Source organism: Lutispora sp. (assembly GCF_041687175.1).
GTDB lineage: Bacteria > Bacillota > Clostridia > Lutisporales > Lutisporaceae > Lutispora.
Genome location: NZ_JAWLCK010000013.1, coordinates 1 through 22,321, shown reverse-complemented (window position 1 = coordinate 22,321; position 22,321 = coordinate 1). Strand labels below are relative to the sequence as shown.

Genomic DNA, 22,321 nt, shown 5'->3' with positions numbered 1-22,321 from the left:
TCACCACCTTACAGAGTCGGTTTTTTCTTAGAAAAATCAGTATTTCTTTCAAAAGCATGAGCAGCCTTTATTATGGAAGCCTCACCTAAGGCTTTACTCATTATCTGCATGCCCACAGGTAAACCTTTGGAAAACCCACAGGGTAGGGATATTGCAGGTATGCCTGCAATATTTACAGGTACGGTACAAATATCTGACATATACATTGCCAGTTGATCATCGGTTCTCTCTCCTATCTTAAAGGCTGTTGTAGGAGATGTGGGAGAAATAATTATGTCATACTTTTCAAAGGCTTTTTCAAACTCCTGCTTTATAAGTCTTCTCACCTTCAATGCCTTGTTGTAGTAAGCATCATAATATCCTGAGCTTAGAGTATAGGTACCCAGCATTATCCTAAGCTTTACCTCGTCACCGAAACCTTCGCTTCTGCTGTTTATATACATTTCCTCTAAACTATCGTATTCCTTTGCTCTATATCCATACCTTACACCGTCAAATCTAGCCAGATTTGAGGAAGCTTCAGCAGATGCAGCTATGTAATATACAGGAAGAGCATATTTGGAATAGGGAAGGCTGATTTCTTCTACGTGGGCTCCAAGGCCTTCAAGGATTTTTACACCGTCCAGCACTATTTTTTTAACATCTGGATCAATGCCTTCTTCGAAATATTCCTTGGGCAGGCCAATTTTCATACCCTTAATATCCTTATTTAAAGCTTCTGTAAAGTCCCCATGCTCTACTGCAAGAGATGTGGAATCCCTTTCATCGTGGCCGTATAAATGGTTCAATACAATGGCACAATCCTCCACATCCTTTGTAAAGGGCCCTATCTGGTCAAAGGAAGAACCATAAGCCACCAAACCGTATCTGGATACGGCTCCATAGGTAGGCTTAAAACCTACTACTCCGCATAATGATGCAGGCTGCCTTATGGAACCTCCCGTATCAGAGCCTAAGGAAAAGAAGGCTTCGTCAGCTGCTACAGCTGCTGCTGAACCTCCGCTGGAGCCTCCGGGAACCCTCTCCAAATCCCAGGGGTTTCTGGTTGTTTTTAAGGCTGAGTTTTCAGTAGAACTCCCCATGGCAAATTCATCAAGATTGGTCTTTCCTATCAGGATTGCTCCTGCTGCTTTAAGCTTTTCACATACATGAGCATCAAAGGGAGGTACATAATTCTCCAGCATCTTTGAAGCACATGTAGTCCTTATTCCATTAGTAGAAATATTATCTTTAATAGCCATAGGAATTCCGGCTAAATCTCCTAATTTTTCACCCTCTGCAATTCTTTTGTCAACAGATTCTGCAGCTTCATATGCTTTGTCCTTAGCGAGAGTCAAATAAGCACCTATTTTATCATCCAAATTCTCAATTCGGTTATAAACACTATCCAATACCTCTTTAGAGCATATTTCACCAGATCTTATTTTATCTCTTATCTCATGAAGAGTCAGACTATATAAATCCAATGCTTTCACCTCTTTCCCACCTATTCTATTATCTTGCTTACCTTAATACAGCCATACATCTTATCAGGTGCATTAGCCAGCAAGGTTTCTCTGCTCATCGATTCTCTGATTTCATCTTCCCTCATCACATTGGATACTTCATTAATGCTTATTAAAGGCTCCACATCTTCTATATCCAATTCATTCAGCATACCTACATAATCCAAAACCATGCTGAATTTTTCTCTCACCTTTTCCTCATCCTCTTCCCTGAGTTTAAGCCTGGCAAGAGATGCCACATACTGCAATTCATTTTTTTCTATCATATCATTCCCGCCTTTCAATCCATTTCTTGAAGGTTTCTTCATCAATAACTGTTATTCCCAGTTCATTGGCTTTTTGAAGCTTTGATCCTGCTTCCTCGCCAGCCAAGACATAATCTGTCTTCTTGCTAACGCTTCCTGAAACCTTGCCTCCAAAGCTCTCAATTATCTCCTTTGCCTTATCTCTGGTAAAATCAGTCAAAGTGCCTGTCAGAACAAAGGTTTTACCCTTGAAATTCTCATTCTCAATAATCTCTTTTTTCTCAGCTTCCATATTTAGTCCCAGGCTCTTTAATTTTTCTATCAAAGCCAGGTTTTCTTCCACTCTGAAAAATGCCAATATGCTCTCTGCCATCTTATCCCCTATTTCTTCAACGGATATAAGCTCTTCATAAGTAGCTTCCTTTATCCTATCTATATTCCCGAAAGCTTCTGCCAAAAGCCTTGATGCCCGCTGTCCTATCATCCTTATACCTAGAGCAAATAAAAGCCTGTCAAGATTGTTCTTCTTGGATTTTTCTATGGCATTCAACATATTATCTACGGATTTTTCACCCATTCTTTCGACCTGTATCAATTCTTCCCTTTTATCTTTAAGAAGATACAAATCGCCGGCATCCTTTATAAAGCCTCTGTCCATAAGTATGGTTATTATCTGAGGACCCAAGCCTTCAATATTCATGGCATCCCTGGATACAAAGTGGAATAAAGCACGCCTCAGCTGAGCAGGGCAAGAAGCATTTGTACATCTTACTACTGCTTCCCCTTCTATTCTAGTAGCTTCTGAACCACATGCAGGACAGAATTTGGGCATTTCAAAGGGTCTCTCTGATCCATCTCTCTCGGATTTCACAACCTCTACAACCGCAGGTATCACATCTCCTGCTTTCTGGAGGATCACCATATCCCCTATCATAATATCTCTTTCTTTAATAAAATCCTCATTATGTAATGTAGCCCTTCCTACAGTAGACCCTGCTATCCTTACAGGCTCCAATATTGCTGTAGGGGTAATGGCTCCTGTTCTACCTACTTGGACTATTATATCTTTGAGTCTGGTCTTTTTCTTTTCCGGAGGAAATTTATATGCAGCAGCCCATCTGGGAGTCTTGGTGGTACTTCCCAGTATATCTCTGTACTCCAGATTGTTTACCTTTATTACAATGCCATCTATTTCATAGGAAAGACTTCCCCTTTTATCTGCCCATTGAATACACTGCTCATATATATCCTGCCAGCCTTTGCAGGTGATAAGATAGGGACTGGTTTTAAAGCCAATCTCCTTTAGGTATTCCAACGCTTCCACATGAGTTTTAAATTCCCTGCCTGATATGAACTCAAGGTTAAATATAAAAATATCCAAAGGTCTTTTAGCAGTTATTGAGGTATCAAGCTGTCTTAGAGAACCTGCTGCCGCATTTCTAGGGTTGGCAAAGAGAGGTTCCTCCATCTCTTCTCGTAAAGCATTAAGCTTTTCAAAGTTGTCTTTGGAAATGAATACTTCTCCCCTCACCTCCAGGTTTACAGGTTCTTTCAGCTTCAATGGTATAGACTTTATGGTCTTGAGGTTGGCTGTAATATCCTCACCTCTGATGCCATCACCTCTTGTAGCTCCTCTTACAAATACACCATTCTCATAATTTAAAACCACTGTGAGACCGTCTATCTTCATTTCCAGAACATATTCTACTTCCTCTAATCCAAGGCCTCTTTTTACTCTATTGTCAAAATCTCTTATATCACCTTCATCAAATACATTGCCGAGGCTGAGCTTTTGGGTGCTGTGAATAACCTCGTTAAAGCCCTTAAGAACCTCTCCCCCAACTTTTTGAGTTGGTGAATCAGGCCTTAGATATTCAGGGTTCTGTTTCTCCAGCTCCATAAGCTCTCTCATGAGAAGATCATATTCATAGTCGCTGATCTCCGGGCTGTCAAGAACATAATATCTATAATTATGATGGTTTATTATCTCGATGAGTTCGTCTATTCTTTTTTTGGAATTATTCATATGTTTCCTCCTTTCTTTTCAGTCGCTGGTCGCCGATCTCTAGTTGCAAGCCTAAGGTATTTCTTTTGGGTCAGTCACTGGTCTCCAGTCACTAGTCGCTAGTCTTTTGTCAGGGTATTCCTTTTGGGTTTTGACCCGTGATTCGTGATAAGTGATTCGTGATAAGTGAATATGAATAAGACTTCGAAGCGCCCGCTATTTTCACGAGTCACGAGTCCCGAGTCAAGACCTATTAGAATTCCCCTGAGCTCGCCGTTATACTTTCATCATCAATTCCTTTGGTATCTCTCGTAAAAATCTTGATTCCATTGTATAGGAAGTGTTACCATAAAGAGTTCTTTCAAATGCGGATGTTAGATAAAGTTTCTCCTTAGCTCTTGTGACTCCCACATACATGAGCCTTCTCTCCTCCTCCAACTGATGCTCCTCGAAGAAGGCTCTCTGAGTTGGAAAAAGCCCTTCTTCCAGGCCGCATATAAATACCACTGGAAACTCCAAACCTTTAGCACTGTGAAGTGTCATCATGGTGATACCTTCTCTTTCTTCATCCAATCCATCTATATCCGACATCAATGCCATATTCTCCAAAAAACCGGTGAGGGAGTTATCTTCATTTTTCTCTTCATACTCCAGGGCTGCAGAAATCAATTCCTTTATATTCTTCCCTCTTTCCTGATCTTCATCATCACCTTTTTCCAACTCCTCTAGATAACCACTTCTTATAATAACCTGGTTTATCACCTCGGAAGCGCTTTCCTTCTCTGCTAAATCCATAAGTTCAGCTATGAGTCTCACAAACTCCTTTATGCTGTTTTTGGCCTTCTTCCCAATACCTTCAATGCTATCTACGAAAAGAAGGGCTTCATAAATAGAGATCCCATTTTGCCTTGCATAGTTCTCCAAGTTATCTAGTGTTGCCTTACCTATACCTCTTTTTGGAACATTTATAATTCTCTTTATGCTTAAATCCCCCTCCGGATCCTGTATAACTCTTAGATAGGCTATAACATCCTTGACTTCCATCCTATCGTAAAAACGGTGACCTCCTACTATCTTATAAGGTATACCTCTAGCCATACACATTTCTTCAAGAACACGGGACTGAGCGTTGGTCCTGTAGAGTATGGCAAAATTATTTAGGCTTCTTTGCTCCTGAAAAGACAGTCTATCAACTTCACCGATGATAAAATCAGCCTCATCCCTTTCATCCATAGCTTTATAAGATACAATAGGTCTGCCTTCTCCATTATCAGTCCAGAGTCTTTTATTCTTTCTGCCAAAATTGTTGCTTATTACACTGTTAGCTGCATCAAGTATGGTTTGGGTGGAACGATAATTTTGCTCCAGCTTTATCACCTTTGCATCGGGAAAATCCTTTTCAAAGTTTAGTATATTTCCAATATCTGCACCTCTCCAGCTGTAAATGCTTTGATCATCGTCCCCTACAACGCATAGGTTTCTATGACTCTTAGCCAGCAAATTCATCAGCATATACTGACAATAGTTGGTGTCCTGATACTCATCTACCATTATATATTTAAACTTTTGCTGATAGCGCTGCAGCACATCAGGGTTATTTTGAAAAATCTCTACTGTTTTGAATAATATATCATCAAAATCCAGTGCATTATTTGCCATTAACTTTTTCTGATAAAGGGAGTAAATATCAGCTACCTTTTTTAATCTGAAATCCCTCCCATATCTATCCATAAACTTACTGGGAGTCATTAACTGATCCTTTGCTTTGGATATGGAAGATATCATTTCCTTTGGAGGAAAGTTCTTTTCATTATAATTAAGCTCCTTCAGACATTCCTTGATAAGTTTCACCTGGTCATCAGTATCAAATATAATGAAATTCTTCTTATATCCGGAAAGCTTCTCTATCTCCATTCGTAAAATCCTGGCACAGGCAGAGTGGAAAGTAGAAACCCACATGTCATAAGAGCCTTCCAACAGATTCTGCACCCTCTCTTTCATCTCTCTGGCAGCCTTATTTGTAAATGTTATGGCAAGAATATTAGAAGGATATACATTTTTCTCATTTATCAGATATGCAATCCTATGGGTAAGCACTCTTGTTTTGCCTGAGCCGGCTCCAGCCAATATGAGCAAAGGACCTTCCGTATGCTCCACCGCTTCTCTTTGCTGTTTATTCAAATTATCCAAAAGGTTATTCATCTTGACCTCCAAAACTGTACTCCTGCATATTTCATTCTTATATTTTATAACAACTGAAGTAATTGCACAAGCAATTACAACTCGTCCTTTTGCTATAACTTATTAATGTCCAACCCCTGTACTAAATGGAAAAAATGCCAACGCTATCGATGGCATAATGAAATACATTTAGCTAAAAATATGAATATAGTTTCAAACATTCTAGCACGGCTTTAGAGGGCTAACCTGGCATAATGTCTGGAGACTAACATTATAAATAAGCCCCAGGAGGTGAAATAATGAACAAAGATAAATTTACTAACGAAACAAACGCCATAGAACATAATATAATTGATGAAACATACAATGGGGCTGATTACCCCATTATCGAAAGAGAATACAACGCTTATTATTTCCCCGAAAACTATAACCCGGACAATATGGAAGAACAAAGCAAAGCTATAGAGGATTGCTTCAAAGAACACTGCAGGGTAAAGGTCTGGAAGGACATTAAAACAAAATAGGAGGGTTCTTTTCCCTCCTAAATCTTTTTCAATACTGCTATAACCAAAGATGAGAGTATAAGAATTGCTCCAACCAATCCACTAAAGAGAATGGTTTCATTGAGAATAAAATAGGACATAATCAGCGTAAATAAGGGTTCTCCTAGAAATAGTATCCCTGCGCTCTCAGGGCTTGCCACCTTTTGTGCTCTGGTCTGCAGCAAGGTGGTGACACCAGTACAGAGAACTCCAATAATAAGTATTGGAATCAACCCTTCCTTAATATACTGCATACTGAAGCCCTCAAATATGATTACAGCCAGTATACAGCATACAGATACCACTGCCAGTTGAATCAAAGTAAGCAATGTTTCTTCTATATCCTTTCCATACCTAGCCAAAGACAAAACATAGGCTGTATAGATTATAGATGAGGCTATTGCCAGCATATCTCCATAGTTGAAGCCTCCTCCATTGATTCCTGAAATCAAAACCATTCCCACCAGCGACATGGCAACACTCATGACTATCCACTTGGAAGGTGCAACTTTCCTCCTTATAGTTTCAAACAAGGGTATGAATAACACAGACAACGATACCAGAAATCCAGACTTGGAAGCACTGGTATACTTAAGACATATAACACCGAAGACATAAGCTCCAAACACCAGGAAACCTAAAGGCACTCCGATTTTTAAATCCTTCTTTTTTATCCTCACAACATTATAAGGCTGCAATGCAAAAATAAAAAGCGTTCCTGCTACAAATCTCCCCATTAAAAGGTGAAAGGATGGAATAGTCCCTATATACTTTTTAATGATTATTGTAGCAAGAGCCCATGTAAAGGACGCAAACAAAAGCTCTGCATAAGCTCTAAACCTTTTTAACTCTAAAGTGTTAGACTCTATTTCCGTCATATTTTTATCTCCTACTCTAATTATAATCCTCAATAATTATAGCACAATTATTCAAATTAACAATAACCATTAGCTTCAACTCTAATAATGCTGGAAACCTCCTTTACCACATCTAAAGATTTTACTGATGTTATAGCTTTTCTAAAACTGCTTTCTTCCACCTTAGAAGTGATCCAGACTATTTCTGCTCTATCTCCTTCTGTCTTCTTTTGAAGGACAGACTCTATACTTACCCCAAAATTTCCGAATACAGATGCTATTTGAGCTAATACTCCTGGCTTGTTAACTACACTAATCCTTGTATAATAGCTTACCCTTGATTCTTCCGCCACAATCTTGTCCTCAAAGCAGCTGCAGTTAGTCTTCATAGCATTCCCAAGAACCACTTCCTTTGCTATATCCATTATATCTGCAGCTACCGAATTCCCCGTTGCCATTTGACCGGCTCCGGGTCCATAAAACATCAGCTCTCCTACGGCCTCAGAATTCACAAATACAGCGTTGTTGACCCCGTTTACCAAAGCCAGTGGATGTTCCTTTGGAAGCATAACCGGACTTACACCAACCTCCAGCTTACCATCCACATCCTGAGCGATTCCAAGAAGCTTTATAGTCCATCCCAGTTCTTTTCCGTATTCAATATCCGTCTTGGTTATCTTTGATATACCTTCTCTTTTCACCTTATCAATATCTACTTTTGAATGAAACCCTATGGAAGAAAGAATAGCCATCTTATAAGCCGCATCAAACCCTTCCACATCTGCTGTAGGATCAGCTTCTGCATAGCCTTTGTCCTGGGCTTGTCCTAAAGCTTCTTTATAATCACTGCCTTCCTGGGCCATCTTTGTAAGAATATAGTTGGTTGTTCCGTTTACTATGCCCATAATCCTTTTAATCTTGTCTCCTGCCAAAGAAGTCTTAAAGGCTCTGATTATGGGAATACCCCCACAAACACTGGCTTCAAAACATAGACCGAGACCTTTACTGTCAGCCTTAGCCAATATTTCTCTACCTCTTTTGGCTATAAGCTCCTTATTGGCTGTTACCACATGTTTTCCATTATCCAAAGCCTTCATTATATATGAATAGGCTGGCTCCTGCCCGCCCATGAGCTCTACCACAATATCTATTGATGGATCTTCCAAAATATCATCAGCATTGATAGTAATCAAATCATCAGAAACCTCAATGTTCCTTTTCTTATTCCTATCTCTTACCAGTATTTTTTCAACAACAATATCTGCACCTACTTGATTTTTGATTAGCTCTCCATTATCCTTTAATATTTTATAAGTTCCTGTGCCAACCGTACCAAAACCCATTATAGCTATTTTTACTTCTTTACTCATATATATGCCTCCATATCTATTCGCCGTATATGTATATATACAGTGCTTTGTTCGTTTGTGGTATACATTTGTATCCATATAATAAACATTGTACCAGCCTTTAATGAGTTTGGCAATAGAAAAAGGTCACAAGTCTAGACAAACCTATAACCTCTATATATATTTATAACATCTCGAAGTATAGAAGCTGCCGCTGCTCTTGTCCCTGAAGCACCTCCTATTATAGTCAAGTCTCCAAGAGCATCAGATACATATCTGACCCCTTTATTTTTACCATCAACTCCATAGAGTGGGTGATCAGGAGAAATCTCTTCTAGTGAAACACACATCTCAAGTCCTTCTTCATTTTTAACTGCCTTTCCAATAAGCTTCAGCTTCTTACCATCTGTTGCTGCCTTCTTTATGTCTTCCTGGGTCATTGCCGTTATTCCTGATACCTTAATATCTTTCAAAGTTTTATCTTCTTCCATTAATACATTGACGAGTATAAGCATCTTCATAGCTGTATCCCATCCTTCCACATCCAGGGATGGGTCTGCCTCTGCTATGCCAATGTTTTGAGCTGTTCTTAATGCTTCCTCATAGCCTATACCCTTTGTCTCCATTTCCTGAATAATGAAATTGGTAGTACCGTTCAATACACCCTCTATTGAAAGTATTCTAGAACCTGCCAAATCCATAATTCCTGCATTGATGGAAGGCAATGCTCCTCCTGTGGTGCAGCCAATAGCTAATTGAGCACCATTAGCCTTTGCAATAGCTTTTAATTTTCTATAGGCTAGCATTATAGGGCCTTTATTGCCTGTAACCACATTAATACCATTATCCAAAGCCTTCGTAATATGAGTCATACCAGGCTCGCCGGTTTCCTTATCAGTGGGAGTAAGCTCTATAAGCATATCCACGTCTTTATTATCTATAATATCATCAATAGATAGCTTATGAGCTCCACCTTTGGGGTATTTTGTTATATCCTTTTCTGATGCCATAAAGTTCAGTATATCTTCCTTATCTATTCCTTGGGGGTTATATATGCCGCCTTTGCTTCCTATAACATACTTTAGTGATATATTAAGGCCTTGATTCATCAGTGGCCCCTCTTTTTCTTGCAACAGCTTTATGAAAGCTTTGCCTACTCCTCCACAGCCAATCAGAGCAATATTCATCTATACACCTCCCTTTTAAAATGAACCACCGGGGACGGTCCCCGGTGGCTCACTATGTATATGCTTCTACTTATTATAATCGTAGAATCCCTTGCCAGTCTTTCTTCCAAGAAGATTTCCTCTTACCATTTTTCTGAGGAGGGGATGTGGCCTGTATTTAGAATCGCCAAATTCAGTATATAATACTTCCATTATAGCAAGGCAAACATCATTTCCTATCAAATCTGCCAAAGCCAACGGTCCCATAGGATGGTTCGCACCAAGCTTCATTGCCTCATCTATATCTTCAGCCTTAGCCACACCTTCTGCCAGTATTCCTACTGCTTCATTTATCATGGGGATAAGTATTCTGTTAACCACAAAACCAGGAGCTTCTTCTACTTCTACAGGCTTTTTGCCCACCTTTTCAGATATCTCAAATATCTTATCTCTTGTTTCCTGAGATGTAGCTATTCCCTTTATAACTTCTACAAGCTTCATCAATGGAACCGGGTTGAAAAAGTGCATGCCTATTACCTTGTCAGGCCTGCTTGTTGCACTAGCTATCTCAGTTATAGATAATGATGAAGTATTTGTGGCTAAAATAGCTTCAGGTTTGCATATCTTATCCAACTCAGCGAAAAGTTCCTTTTTCAGATGGAGTTCTTCTACGGCAGCCTCTATCACCAGGTCTGCATCCTTAGCTGCTTCAAGTTCCTGTGCAGATTTAATGTTTCCTAATATACGGTTTTTCTCTTCTTCTGCCATCTTACCTTTTTGTACTAATTTATCCAAGGCTTTAACGATTTTATTCATGCCTTTTCCAGGAGTTCTTTCTCTCATAGTTACTTCGATGCCTGCCTGGGCAAAGGTCTGAACTATTCCTGTACCCATGGTGCCGGATCCCAATACAAATACTTTCATCTGACACACCTCCATTAATTTTTAAAATTAGGCTTTCTTTTTTCTATAAATGCTGTCATGCCTTCTTTTTGGTCAACACTTTCAAAGCATGCGGCAAATCTTTCGTTTTCTATAGCCACACCATTGTCAATATCTGTTTCAATGCCTCGATCAATGGCAGCCTTTGCATTTCTAACAGCCACTTGTCCTTTAGAGGCTATTGTCTTACCCATTTCTATGGCGGCCTGTAAAGAAGTGTTAGGCGGTACTACTTTATTTACAAGCCCAATCCTCTGGGCTTCCTGGGCCCCTATAGTTGCCCCTGTAAATATAAGTTCCTTGGCAATCTTTGTCCCAACTATTCTAGGCAATCGTTGTGTACCACCAAATCCCGGTGTTATCCCTAAGCCTACCTCCGGTTGACCAAATTTAGCCTGCTCTCCAGCAATAATTATATCACATGCCATAGCAAGCTCACAGCCCCCTCCCAGAGCATATCCGTTGACAGCTGCAATAACAGGTTTAGTCATTATCTCCAGCTTTCTGAAAACTCTGGAACCCATTTCTCCAAATTCTCTAGCCTCTTTTGGAGTCATATCTTTCATTTCTGCTATATCTGCACCTGCAACAAAAGCTTTGCCTTCTCCTGTAAGAACTATCACATATACATCTTCTTTCTTTTCCAATTCGTCAAGTGCAGCATCCAGTTCCTGCAACACTGATCTGTTGAGAGCGTTTAAGGCTTTTGGTCTGCTAATGGTTAAAATGCCTACATTACCATCCTGAGTCAATGTCAGATGCTTATACTCCATAGAGGACCCTCCTTTATTTTTGTTCTTTGAGCTTTTTCACCTCTTCAATGAGCATAGGAACTACTTTATACAGATCTCCCACAATTCCGTAGTCTGCAACTGAGAAAATGGGTGCATCAGGATTCTTATTGATAGCTATTATGCAATCGCTGTTTTGCATTCCTGCCAAGTGCTGTATTGCTCCCGAAATACCGCAGGCTATATATACCTTAGGTCTTACAGTCTTACCAGTCTGACCTACCTGATGGTCATGGGAAATCCATCCTGAATCAACAGCAGCACGAGATGAACCGACAACTCCGCCTAATGCGTCTGCCAATTCCTTCATGAGCTTGAAGCCTTCTGGTCCTCCCAATCCCCTTCCTCCAGAAACTATATATTGAGCCTCTACAAGATTTACAATCTGTTTTGCAGATTTCACTATTTCTTCTACTTTAACCTTTATATCCTCGTCATGAAGCTTCACATCGACTTTTTCCACGATGCCTTTTCTGTTTTCATCCTTTTCCATCTTCTTCATAACTCCGGGTCTTACGGTAGCCATTTGTGGCCTATGCTTTGGAGTAACAATGGTTGCCATAATATTTCCTCCAAAGGCAGGTCGGGTCTGAAGGAGAATCTTCTGCTCTTCATCAATATCAAGCTTCGTGCAGTCAGCAGTCAAACCTGTATTAAGCCTTGCCGCAATCCTGGGAGCCAAATCTCTTCCTATATTAGTAGCTCCTACTATTACTATTTCTGGTTTTTTCTCATTGATAAGATCAGTTATAACTTTAGTATAACCGTCAGTGGTATAATTTTGCAATAGTTTGTGGTCAGCATATATTACTTTATCTGCTCCATAATGGATAAGTTCTTCACAAATGCCATCAACTTCACTGCCTAAAAGCAAAGCAGATAACTCTACTCCAAGTTTGTCAGCAAGCTTTCTTCCTTCTCCTAACAACTCAAGAGATGTAAACATTAGTTTACCCTGTCTTTGCTCTGCAAATACCCAGACACCTTTATAAGCAGATAAATCCTTTACTTCCTCTTTCTCTTCCCTCTCAACCAATATAGCTTCGAATCTGCAGGAGGCTTCGCAAGCTCCGCAGTTGGTACATTTATCATAATTTATAACGGCTTTGCCGTCTTCCATCTTTATAGCATCAAAGGGGCAAGCTTTTAAGCATAATCTGCAGCCTCTGCATTTTTCTATTAATATTGTAACGCTCATCCTATTCGCCTCCTCTATATTAAATGCTTTTCACCGAGTTTGAAAAGCAGTTCTTGAACCGTATCTCGTCCATTTCCTTCCAGAATCATCCCCTGTCCCTTTGGACTTGGTGTAAAGGTTTGTCTTACATTGGTAGGAGAGCTGTTAAGCCCAGTTTCATTAAGATTTATCTCAATATCCTTTGCACTCCAGACTTCAACTTGTTTTTCCCTATAGGCTTCAAATATGCCTCTAACACTTGGATATCTAGGTTCATTTAATTCTTTAATGGCTGTCAACAGGCATGGCATCTTGGTAGTGAGAACTTCATAACCATCCTCCAAAGCTCTGTGAGCTTTTACCTCTCTGCCATTTACCTCTAAATGAGTAACATATGTGATTTGAGGAATTCCCAAATCCTCGGCCAACTGAGGTCCAACCTGAGCTGTATCTCCGTCTATAGCCTGTCTTCCGCAGAAAATAAGATCGTAGTCTCCAATTTTCTTTACTGCTGCAGTGAGTGTCTTGGCAGTAGCCCAAGTATCCGATCCTGCAAAGGCTCTGTCAGATAACAATATGGCTCTGTCTGCACCCATGGCAAGAGCTTCTCTCAAAGCCACATCAGCTTGAGGTGGCCCCATGGTCAATACTGTTACATGGACATCCTCATATTTATCCTTTAGTTTTAATACTTCTTCCAAAGCGTTTTTATCGTCATGGTTTATAATGCTGGGAACGCCTTCTCTAATAAGGGTGCCGGTTTTTGGGTCTATTCTAACCTCATTGGTGTCCGGAACTTGTTTTATACAAACAATTATCTTCATTTCATCGCACCTCCATCTACTTAAGCAAATTTGCAGATATTACCATCTTCTGCACCTGTGAAGTACCTTCATATATTTCAGTTATCTTTGCATCTCTCATCATTCTTTCAATTGGATAATCCTTAATGTATCCATATCCACCATGAATCTGGACTGCATTGGTGGTTACCTCCATAGCTGTTTCTGCAGCAAAGAGTTTTGCCATAGCTGCATCAGCAGAGTATGGTTTTTTCTCATCCTTCTTCATAGCTGCTCTATATACTAAGAGTCTTGCAGCCTCTACCTTGGTAGCCATATCTGCATACATCCACTGGAGACCCTGGAAAGCTGCCAAAGGCTTACCGAATTGTTTTCTTTCTTTCATATATTTAGTACATTCATCCAATGCACCTTGAGCTATACCTAATGCCTGAGCTGCAATACCTATTCTGCCTCCATCCAATGTCTGCATGGCAATTCCAAAGCCCTTGCCTTCCTGGCCCAATAAATTTTCCTTTGGTACCAGGCAGTCTTCAAAAATAAGCTCTGAAGTGCTGGAGCCTCTTATACCCATTTTATTTTCAACTTTTCCAATGGAAAAACCGGGATAATCCTTTTCTACTATAAAAGCACTAATACCTCTGGTTCCCTTTAACTTATCTGTCATTGCAAAAATAATATATATATCAGCCTCTCCACCATTTGTGATGAAAACCTTGCTTCCGTTTAATACATAATGGTCTCCCTTTAATACAGCCATTGTCTGTTGACCAGCTGCATCAGTACCTGCATTGGGCTCGGTAAGTCCGAAGGCGCCTAGATATTTTCCTTCCGCAAGAGGTTTTAGGTATTTTTCCTTCTGTTCTTCTGTTCCATATTGATATATGGGATGTGCACCTAAAGATGTGTGAGCCGAAAGTATAACTCCTGTTGTTGCGCAAACTCTGGACAATTCTTCTACGGCGATTATATAGGATAAGGTATCGCCACCAGCTCCTCCAAGTTCTTTTGGAAATGGTATTCCCATCATTGAATATCTGGCCATTTTCTCCACTGTTTCTCTGGGAAATCTTGCCTCTTCATCAACATCTGCAGCTATAGGCTTAACCTCGTTTTCTGCAAATTCCCTCATGAGCTTTCTGACCATTTCCTGCTCTTTAGTCAGATTAAAATTCATATTTATACCCTCCTAACAATTTGAGTATTGTGTATCATAAAGAAAAAATAGAGTATTTATTGTTAAATTTTTAGCAATTTTTATGCCAAACTATAGGTTTTTTTGCAATATAGATTTTTATTGCTCTCCCATGGCTTTAAATCTACAGTCTCCGTATTACAAAATATGAATCTTATCAATATGTGTTTACCATTGAATTGCAATAATTGGGAATATATTAAGAAAATGAAAAATCAAAAAGAACTAACGCCGAATTTATGGCATCAGTTCTTTTCCTATATTGACTATTTGTTAAGTTTTTTACAATATTATTTGTATCAAACAGGTGGGTTAAATTTCATTTTTTCTTAAAATAATATTATGTCAATTCATTTTAATTACCTTTTGCAATGAATATATATAAGCCTATTAACACAACAAGCTGACCACATAATTGTAGAAGCCCTGGTATTTCTCCCAAAAGTAAAAACGCCAAAAATGTGGCACCCACCGGTTCAAACAAACTGCATATGGATACCGCATAAGCCGGTAGATACTTTAATGCCCAATTGAATACTGTATGTCCCAATATGGTGCAAAAGAAAGCCAAAGCTAAAAATATTGCATAGTTTTTTGGAGAGTAAGGATATAAGGGTATTCCCATAAGCATACATCCTGCAATCAGAAACACAGTACAGCTTCCGTAAACGATAAATGTATAAGGTAAAAGATTTATCCTCTTTCTTAATTCTCTTCCTATGAGCAAGTAACCTGCCACAAAAAAAGCTCCCGCTAGTGCCAGAAAGTCTCCTGCCAAGGCAGTACCTCCTATTCTGAAATCCAGTATGCCTACTAAAACACTTCCAGCTATTGCAATAATAACACCAATCAAAGCAGCTTTATTGATAGTCTCTTTGAAAAATACAAAGGAGCCGGCTACAACAAATATGGGAGACATCTGCACCAAAACTGTAGAAGCAGCAACAGTTGTCAGCTTAAGGGACGTTATCCAGGTGGCAAAATGCAATGCAAGGAAAAGTCCACTTACAATGGCATACAGGCCGTCTCGTTTTGTAATTTGAGCCAGTTCCTCCTTATGCTTTACCAGTGCCACAGGAGTCATAAGGAGCAGGGTAAACAGCATCCTGTAGGCTGATATTATCATAGCTGGTGCATCGGAAAACCTCACGAATATAGACGATGTAGAAACGGAAAGCACCGATAGAATCAGTGCAAAATATGGATTTATGGGGCTTTTAGGCTGTTGGCTCATGTTTATTCTCCATTCTTTTCTAGTAGCTTTAGAATTATTATATCATTAATCAGTCACTAGTCGCTAGTCGCTGGTCTCTGGTTGCTAGAATTAGGGTATTACTCTGGGGTCTTTTTGGAGAACACGGATTTACACGGCACAAACCACGGATTATCATGGAGGGTTTTTTTCTTCAGAACACTAAAAGACACTAATATGTAGGCTGCGAGCCTATGGTATTCCTATTCCGTCCTGTCACGTGCCACGGGCTACGAGTAATCAGGGTATTCCTATAGGGTACTTAATAGAACTGCTTCGATAGTATAGCGAATTATAATAAGCATATGTGCAGTTCACATGAGTATTGATTTTGATAACTCTAAAGCTCATATCATAAGAAAAATCTAACGCCTCCCAAAGGGCCTCCATGCCCTGGAAGGCTTGGGCACCATCCATGCTACCCATACGATGTGCGCCAAGCATGGGCGTAAGCTAGTCGGTGAAAGTCCGATACGAGGGTTGATAGCACCAACCGTTAGCCTAAGATAAGGGTATCCACAAGTAAGCCCAATCAGACCACTACTTGGAAATATCATGCTTACAGAACTAGACAAGGAACTGGAGAGAAGGGGACATAAATTCTGCCGATATGCGGATGACTGTAATATATATGTAAAGAGCAGAAAAGCGGGAGAAAGAGTTATGAAAAGCATATCAAAGTACTTGGAGGATAAACTCAAGCTCAAAGTAAACAAAGAGAAAAATGCAGTAGACAGACCATGGAGATGAAAATTTCTAGGATTCACATTCTACCAACTGAATGAAAAAACAGGAATAAAAGTATATGAAAAATCTGTTGCTAAGTTCAAAGCTAAAATAAAGGAAATTACTAAAAGAAATAATGGATGGAGTATGGAATATAGGCTATTGAAACTTCGTCAACTCATAATAGATTGGACAAACTATTTTAGAATAGCAAACATGGTTAGATTAGTGAAATCACTGGACGAGTGGATAAGGCGAAGAATAAGGATGTGCTTTTGGAAACAGTGGAAGAAGATAAAGACCAAGTATTATAATCTTAAAAATTTGGAGCTTCGAAAGAGAAAGCATGGCAATACGCTAATACTAGGAAAAGCTATTGGAGGATTTTCAATAGTCCAATTCTAAGTACAGCTCTAATGAATGCATATCTTGAAAAGATAGGATATACAAGTATCTATAAAAGGTATAAGCTAGTACATTAAATCTTATTAAACCGCCGTATACCGAACGGTACGTACGGTGGTGGTGTGCTGCGAAAACTGCATTGAAGATGGAGAAAGACCCTACGATAGAGAACGGTCAGGCGTACCTATCAAACAACCTTCTGCTTTTGCAGACAAAAGCTGTGGTAGTAAGCGATGGAGGAAAAGTCAATACGAAATAAGCATGTGTGTTCTATGAAGATGAGCAAAAGCAAACCGTTGTTGAGGTGTCGATAGCGTAAAACGATGTCAAAACCTACTTTCCACCACTGGATAGGGATGAGAGTAGAGGTATATCCTGAAACTGTCTGCTTGGCATCCGGCATTAAGACGGCATGAGCATAGAACAGGCTTTAATTTTGAATTTCATTGCATCGGTGAGCAAAAAAGCTGAACAGACGCTGAAAAACAAGCTTAGAGTTGAGGAAATACACAAGAAAGCAGAAAGTAGGTTAGAGATAATAGCAGAAGAATTGAATCCAATCCTGAGAAGATGGATTAATTACTTTGGAAAATATAATCGTTCAGCAATGAAGCGCACGTTAACACGTTAAATTTTGTACAGCAATGGCTTGTAAAATGTGTAGTGTGCAGATGCAAACACTTTCGTGGACATCGGCGCAGGTGTGAAGAATAGCTACAACAAGTAAGAAATAGAGAAACTAAAATGTTTGCACACTGGGCTCTCTAATGAAATTATGAGATGCGTAAATAATAAGAAGTATGAATCGAGAGGTTCACGTACGGTTCTGTGAAAGCCTTGGGTTGAAACTCCTCTTGGCTACTCGACTGAGAGGTCGGTAGATGAAATAATCATCTACCACCTACTCGATTGCTCCTGCTATGGGCAATAGCTTTAACCTTTCTATTGAAACATATCGATAAAATCAAGTAGAACTTTAGACTTAAAGCAGTTATTCTTTACAACTATATTGAAGTTCCTTATCATCAAAGGATGGTCGAATTTAAGATATAATAGGTTACCATCATCATGAATCTGCTTAATCAATCTATCGGTAGTTAATGTGGCAGCAAAGCTGAATCTGGAAATGTAATGGGAAGTAGTCAGTTGGTCTAACATCATTTTAATAGGCGGCATTATGCCTTCCAATTGAAACAGCATCATAGTTCGATAATGTAGATTATTCCCAGGCCGTAATATTACAAAGGGTATTTTACTTAAATCATTTAGGGATGGAATAGCTTTTAAATCCTCATATTTAGTAGAGATTATCTCTTCTCTAGTCAAAGCATATTTTCTGAGACTGTCATTTTTAATAAAGTCCTTTGGTATTGAAATAAAGACATAGTCAGTAATTCCCTTATGGAGGGCATATTTTTCAAGATTGAATTGCTCTAGGCTGAAAATAAGGTTAATCTCATTGTTTTCAAGGAGTTCTGGCAACTGGGCAGCACTGCGCTCAATAATGGTTATCCTAGCCTTTGGATGGCTTTCGGCGAATTTTGAGATATATTTAGGTAGAATAAAGGCTGTGAAATATTGAGTAGCTCCTATGATGATATTGCCCACCTTCCAATTGTCTAACTCTTCCAAGGCTGCCCTGGTATTGGCCTCTAGCAGGATAAGATCTTCAATAAATGAAAATAGGATTTCACCAGCCGGTGTTAAAGCGATAGGTTTAGCATCCCGATCGAAAATGGGATGACCGATTTTATCTTCTAGTTTTTTAATGGCGATACTCAAGGCAGGTTGAGTTATATTTAGATGTTTTGAAGCTTCCGTAAAGGATCTCAGGGTTTTAACGGCATAGACATATTCATAAACAGGCTCCATATCTGACCACCCATATCTTTAAATCTATAAAAATAATATATAGAAAAATAAATTTTATATATTATACATTTATAGTATACCGTTTTATAATGAAATTGTAAAATAAAAATTTTTAAAAAATTCAGAGCGAAGGAGTAGTTGCTATGACTAGAATCATTGATACAGAAGAATTAATACAAGTAATTGCTAAACTTTCTATGGATGCTTGTTATCACCTAAATGAAAACGTTATCCAAGCCTTAAAGGATGCCTATGAAAGTGAAGAGTCTCCATACGGAAAAGATACGCTAAAACTATTGCTAGATAATGCAGAGCTTGCATCAAAGGAAGAAATGCCTGTTTGCCACGACACAGGGATGGCTGTGGTTATGATGGAGATTGGTGAGCAGGTATCTTGGAAGGGAAGACCATTGGTAGAAGCAGTAAATGAAGGAGTAAGAAAAGGATACATTGAAGGCTACTTGAGAAAATCTGTTTTAGCTGATCCTATAGAAAGAGTTAATACTAACGACAACACACCCTGTGTACTCCATACGGAAATCGTTCCAGGAGATAAGGTAAAGATTACTGTTATGCCTAAAGGGGGCGGTAGTGAAAACATGGGAACCTTTACAAACTTAGTTCCAGCTGATGGTATCGAAGGGGTAAAAAAATACATCATTGATTCTGTATTAAAGGCAGGGGGGAAGGCGTGTCCACCTGTAGTAGTAGGTGTAGGTATAGGTGGAACCATGGATATGACCACCTTACTAGCTAAAAAAGCCTTACTGAGACCCATAGGAAGCCGTAATCCAAACCCACTCTATGCAAAATTAGAAGAAGAGCTATTAGAGGAAATCAACAAATCCGGCATTGGGCCATTAGGTATGGGTGGAAGAATGACTGCCTTTGATGTGCATATTGAATCTTATCCTTGCCATATTACATCCTTGCCAGTGGCTGTAAACTTACAGTGCCATTCAGTTCGTCAAGCATCAGCGGAATTATAAACATCAAATTACTTCAGAACTTTATAATAATGGGGGTCAAAAATATGGAGAACAAAGTTATAAAACTGACTACACCACTAACAAGGGAGGACATTATAAAACTAAATATTGGCGACGTAGTTGAACTGACCGGTTACATTTACACAGCTAGGGATGCAGCCCATAGAAGGTTGAAGGAAAATTATGAGAACAATAGGCCTCAACCAATTGACCTTGAAAATCAAATAATATTTTATGTAGGGCCAACACCTGCAAAGCCAGGGAAAGTCATAGGTTCAGCAGCACCTACCACAAGCGCCAGAATGGATAAATACGTTGAATTGACAGCAAAATTAGGAATTCTGGGCATGATAGGAAAAGGAGAGCGTGCTGATTATGTGACAGATCTTTGTAAGGAATATGGGATGGTATACTTCCTAAGTATCGGCGGAGCATCAGCAATGATAGCAAATCAAATTAAGAAATGTGATGTTGTAGCCTATGAGGATTTAGGTACAGAATCTATCAAAAGATTATATGTGGAAAATATGAGACTAATCGTAGGAATAGACAGCAAGGGTAGGGTATTCCAAGAAGAGCAAGTTAAAAAATATAGGATTGAGTAGGCAATTTATTCTAATAACTTTAAGGGAAAGGTGGTCTGATGGGGATGAATAAATCCAAAAAGAAAATAGGTTTATTTACTAAGATAATGATTGGTTTTTCTTTAGGTATTATTGCTGGTCTAATATTAAAAGAAAAGGCTTCCATGTTTGCATTCTTAGGAACTATCTTAACAAATATGCTAAAAATGGTGGTAGCACCTTTAGTATTTTGTGTAATCGTAGTTGCTATAGCTAATATGGGAGATGGTAAAAAGCTTGGAAGAATCAGTGTAAAGACAGTGTCAATCTTCCTAGTAACTACTTTGCTTGCCATTCTAGTAGGTCTTGTTATAGCTAATTTAATGAATATCGGTTCAGGGGTAACTATTGAACTGCCCTCTGAAACAACTACAGCAAGTGCAGATGCTTCAATAACAGATACGATAGTAAATATCGTACCAGACAATATCTTCAAGGCATTATCTAATAGTGAATTATTACAGATTATATTCTTTGCTTTATTACTAGGCTTTGCCATTATAAAAATGGGTGACAAGGGTCAAAAATTATTTGACTTTTTCAAACTAGGCCAAGAGGTCATAACGGAACTTACTTCAATAGTTCTTGAATTTACACCTATTGGTGTCTTTGGATTGATGGCAAATGTTGTTGGTAATATTGGTTTAGAGATTTTAATTCCTTATGCAAAGGCAATAATTGCCCTATATATTGCATGCATCCTCTATCTAGTCCTTGTTCAAGCAGGGGTAGTGACAGGTGTATTTGGCGGCATATCACCAATTAAATTCCTAAAAGAGATGAAGGAACCTATGGCATTCGTATTTGCTACATGCTCTAGTGTGGCTAATATACCGGTGAATTTAAGGGCTGCCAAGAGATTGGGTATTGACGATGATACTGCCAATTTCGTTATTCCACTGGGAGCAGTTGTCAATATGAATGGAACTGCTATCTATCAAGCAGTTGCAGTAATCTTTACGGCACAAATCTTTGGAATTGACCTTACCTTTACAGACCAAGTGATGGTTATGATAACTGCTACTCTAGCAGCTATAGGTACAGCTGGAATTCCCGGTTCTGGTTTGGTTATGCTGACAATTGTTCTAAGCGCTGCCAAACTGCCCATGGAAGGTTTAGCCTTACTAGCAGGTATAGACCGAATTTTAAACATGGGAAGAGTTGTACCTAATATTGTAGGTGACGTTGCTACAGCCGTTATTGTTGCTAAGTCTGAAAAAACCCTTAAAACCGATAGGACCGAGACAGTTTAAAATAAAGCCCATATGGGCTCCCGTGGAAATAAGCGGAAATAATGGGAATTGTAAAAGAGGATGGAATACCCTATCAACTTGCACCAGAAAAAACTGAAACTTACCTAGGTTTCAGTTTTTTCTGGTGCGCCCAGCATGGGTGCAAGCTTATCGGTGAAAGTCCGATACAGGGGTTGATAGCGCCAACCGTAAGCCTAAGATAAGGGTGTCCACAAGTAAGCCCAATCAGACCACTACTTGGAAATATCATGCTCAATGAACTAGACAAGGAGCTTGAGAGAAGGGGACATAAGTTCTGTCGATATGCGGATGACTGTAATATATACGTCAGAAGCAGAAAAGCTGGAGAAAGAGTTATGAAAAGCATAACAAAGTACTTGGAGGATAAACTCAAGTTCAAGGTAAATAAAGAAAAAAGTGCAGTAGACAGACCATGGAGAAGA

At 39.2% G+C, this 22,321-nt stretch carries 20 protein-coding genes and 2 pseudogenes; 7 read left to right on the top strand and 15 right to left on the bottom strand.

The genetic code is table 11. The features are described 5' to 3' along the window. Positions 1 to 8: 8 nt before the first annotated feature. The 4 genes from gatA to pcrA form a co-directional block, all read right to left on the bottom strand. Positions 9 to 1,466: an Asp-tRNA(Asn)/Glu-tRNA(Gln) amidotransferase subunit GatA gene (gatA, locus tag ACESM9_RS03890; protein ID WP_372995496.1), complete on the bottom strand. Its 1,458-nt coding sequence runs from the start codon at positions 1,464 to 1,466 to the stop codon at positions 9 to 11. A 20-nt stretch (positions 1,467 to 1,486) separates the two neighbouring features. Next, entirely contained in the window at positions 1,487 to 1,771 is a 285-nt protein-coding gene (gene gatC / locus ACESM9_RS03885) for an Asp-tRNA(Asn)/Glu-tRNA(Gln) amidotransferase subunit GatC (protein WP_372995472.1), read from the bottom strand. A gap of 1 nt (position 1,772) precedes the next feature. Then, complete coding sequence (gene ligA, locus ACESM9_RS03880) at positions 1,773 to 3,776, bottom strand: NAD-dependent DNA ligase LigA (protein ID WP_372995470.1); 2,004 nt, start codon at positions 3,774 to 3,776, stop codon at positions 1,773 to 1,775. A 255-nt stretch (positions 3,777 to 4,031) separates the two neighbouring features. Continuing rightward, entirely contained in the window at positions 4,032 to 5,957 is a 1,926-nt protein-coding gene (pcrA, locus tag ACESM9_RS03875) for a DNA helicase PcrA (RefSeq protein ID WP_372995468.1), read from the bottom strand. A 278-nt stretch (positions 5,958 to 6,235) separates the two neighbouring features. Here pcrA and ACESM9_RS03870 point away from each other — a divergent pair, with 278 nt between their 5' ends. Then, positions 6,236 to 6,460: a hypothetical protein gene (locus tag ACESM9_RS03870; protein WP_372995466.1), complete on the top strand. Its 225-nt coding sequence runs from the start codon at positions 6,236 to 6,238 to the stop codon at positions 6,458 to 6,460. Between the two features lie 17 nt (positions 6,461 to 6,477). Here ACESM9_RS03870 and ACESM9_RS03865 read toward each other — a convergent pair whose 3' ends face one another. The 10 genes from ACESM9_RS03865 to ACESM9_RS03820 all read right to left on the bottom strand — a co-directional run bounded on the left by ACESM9_RS03865 (position 6,478) and on the right by ACESM9_RS03820 (position 16,436). Continuing rightward, positions 6,478 to 7,356: a DMT family transporter gene (locus ACESM9_RS03865; RefSeq protein ID WP_372995464.1), complete on the bottom strand. Its 879-nt coding sequence runs from the start codon at positions 7,354 to 7,356 to the stop codon at positions 6,478 to 6,480. A 56-nt stretch (positions 7,357 to 7,412) separates the two neighbouring features. Then, the gene (locus tag ACESM9_RS03860; RefSeq protein ID WP_372995462.1) at positions 7,413 to 8,705 is read right to left on the bottom strand and encodes a homoserine dehydrogenase; all 1,293 of its coding nucleotides are present in this window, start codon (positions 8,703 to 8,705) and stop codon (positions 7,413 to 7,415) included. Between the two features lie 134 nt (positions 8,706 to 8,839). Then, positions 8,840 to 9,871 (bottom strand): homoserine dehydrogenase, encoded by a 1,032-nt coding sequence (locus ACESM9_RS03855; RefSeq protein WP_372995460.1) that lies wholly within the window; start codon positions 9,869 to 9,871, stop codon positions 8,840 to 8,842. A gap of 66 nt (positions 9,872 to 9,937) precedes the next feature. Further along, positions 9,938 to 10,774, bottom strand: a complete 837-nt coding sequence (locus ACESM9_RS03850; RefSeq protein ID WP_372995458.1) for a 3-hydroxybutyryl-CoA dehydrogenase — start codon at positions 10,772 to 10,774, stop codon at positions 9,938 to 9,940. 14 nt (positions 10,775 to 10,788) lie between these two features. Further along, complete coding sequence (locus ACESM9_RS03845) at positions 10,789 to 11,565, bottom strand: short-chain-enoyl-CoA hydratase (protein ID WP_372995456.1); 777 nt, start codon at positions 11,563 to 11,565, stop codon at positions 10,789 to 10,791. 13 nt (positions 11,566 to 11,578) lie between these two features. Continuing rightward, a complete protein-coding gene (locus ACESM9_RS03840; protein WP_372995454.1) occupies positions 11,579 to 12,781 on the bottom strand; it encodes an FAD-binding protein in 1,203 nt (400 codons plus the stop codon). A 14-nt stretch (positions 12,782 to 12,795) separates the two neighbouring features. Then, a complete protein-coding gene (locus ACESM9_RS03835) occupies positions 12,796 to 13,584 on the bottom strand; it encodes an electron transfer flavoprotein subunit beta (protein WP_372995452.1) in 789 nt (262 codons plus the stop codon). Between the two features lie 16 nt (positions 13,585 to 13,600). Continuing rightward, positions 13,601 to 14,740 (bottom strand): acyl-CoA dehydrogenase, encoded by a 1,140-nt coding sequence (locus ACESM9_RS03830; RefSeq protein WP_372995450.1) that lies wholly within the window; start codon positions 14,738 to 14,740, stop codon positions 13,601 to 13,603. A 373-nt stretch (positions 14,741 to 15,113) separates the two neighbouring features. Beyond that, on the bottom strand, positions 15,114 to 15,992 hold the full coding sequence (locus tag ACESM9_RS03825; protein ID WP_372995448.1) for a DMT family transporter: 879 nt from the start codon (positions 15,990 to 15,992) through the stop codon (positions 15,114 to 15,116). 258 nt (positions 15,993 to 16,250) lie between these two features. Then, positions 16,251 to 16,436: a hypothetical protein gene (locus ACESM9_RS03820; RefSeq protein WP_372995446.1), complete on the bottom strand. Its 186-nt coding sequence runs from the start codon at positions 16,434 to 16,436 to the stop codon at positions 16,251 to 16,253. Positions 16,437 to 16,520: 84 nt separating this feature from the next. On the opposite strand from ACESM9_RS03820, the pseudogene ACESM9_RS03815 reads away from it, so the two are divergent. Next, positions 16,521 to 17,218, top strand: a pseudogene (locus tag ACESM9_RS03815) (group II intron maturase-specific domain-containing protein); the annotation flags it as partial. A gap of 335 nt (positions 17,219 to 17,553) precedes the next feature. Next, complete coding sequence (locus tag ACESM9_RS03810; RefSeq protein WP_372995444.1) at positions 17,554 to 17,772, top strand: group II intron maturase-specific domain-containing protein; 219 nt, start codon at positions 17,554 to 17,556, stop codon at positions 17,770 to 17,772. Positions 17,773 to 18,083: 311 nt separating this feature from the next. On the opposite strand, the gene ACESM9_RS03805 is transcribed toward ACESM9_RS03810, so the two are convergent. Beyond that, a complete protein-coding gene (locus ACESM9_RS03805) occupies positions 18,084 to 19,013 on the bottom strand; it encodes a LysR family transcriptional regulator (protein WP_372995443.1) in 930 nt (309 codons plus the stop codon). Between the two features lie 143 nt (positions 19,014 to 19,156). Between ACESM9_RS03805 and ACESM9_RS03800 the strand changes: the two genes are divergently transcribed. The 4 genes and pseudogenes from ACESM9_RS03800 to ACESM9_RS03785 all read left to right on the top strand — a co-directional run. Then, the gene (locus tag ACESM9_RS03800; RefSeq protein WP_372995442.1) at positions 19,157 to 20,002 is read left to right on the top strand and encodes a fumarate hydratase; all 846 of its coding nucleotides are present in this window, start codon (positions 19,157 to 19,159) and stop codon (positions 20,000 to 20,002) included. Positions 20,003 to 20,046: 44 nt separating this feature from the next. After that, a complete protein-coding gene (locus tag ACESM9_RS03795) occupies positions 20,047 to 20,607 on the top strand; it encodes a FumA C-terminus/TtdB family hydratase beta subunit (RefSeq protein ID WP_372995440.1) in 561 nt (186 codons plus the stop codon). A 44-nt stretch (positions 20,608 to 20,651) separates the two neighbouring features. Then, positions 20,652 to 21,878: a dicarboxylate/amino acid:cation symporter gene (locus ACESM9_RS03790; RefSeq protein ID WP_372995438.1), complete on the top strand. Its 1,227-nt coding sequence runs from the start codon at positions 20,652 to 20,654 to the stop codon at positions 21,876 to 21,878. A 203-nt stretch (positions 21,879 to 22,081) separates the two neighbouring features. Beyond that, positions 22,082 to 22,321 (top strand): annotated as a pseudogene (locus ACESM9_RS03785) (reverse transcriptase domain-containing protein); the annotation flags it as partial.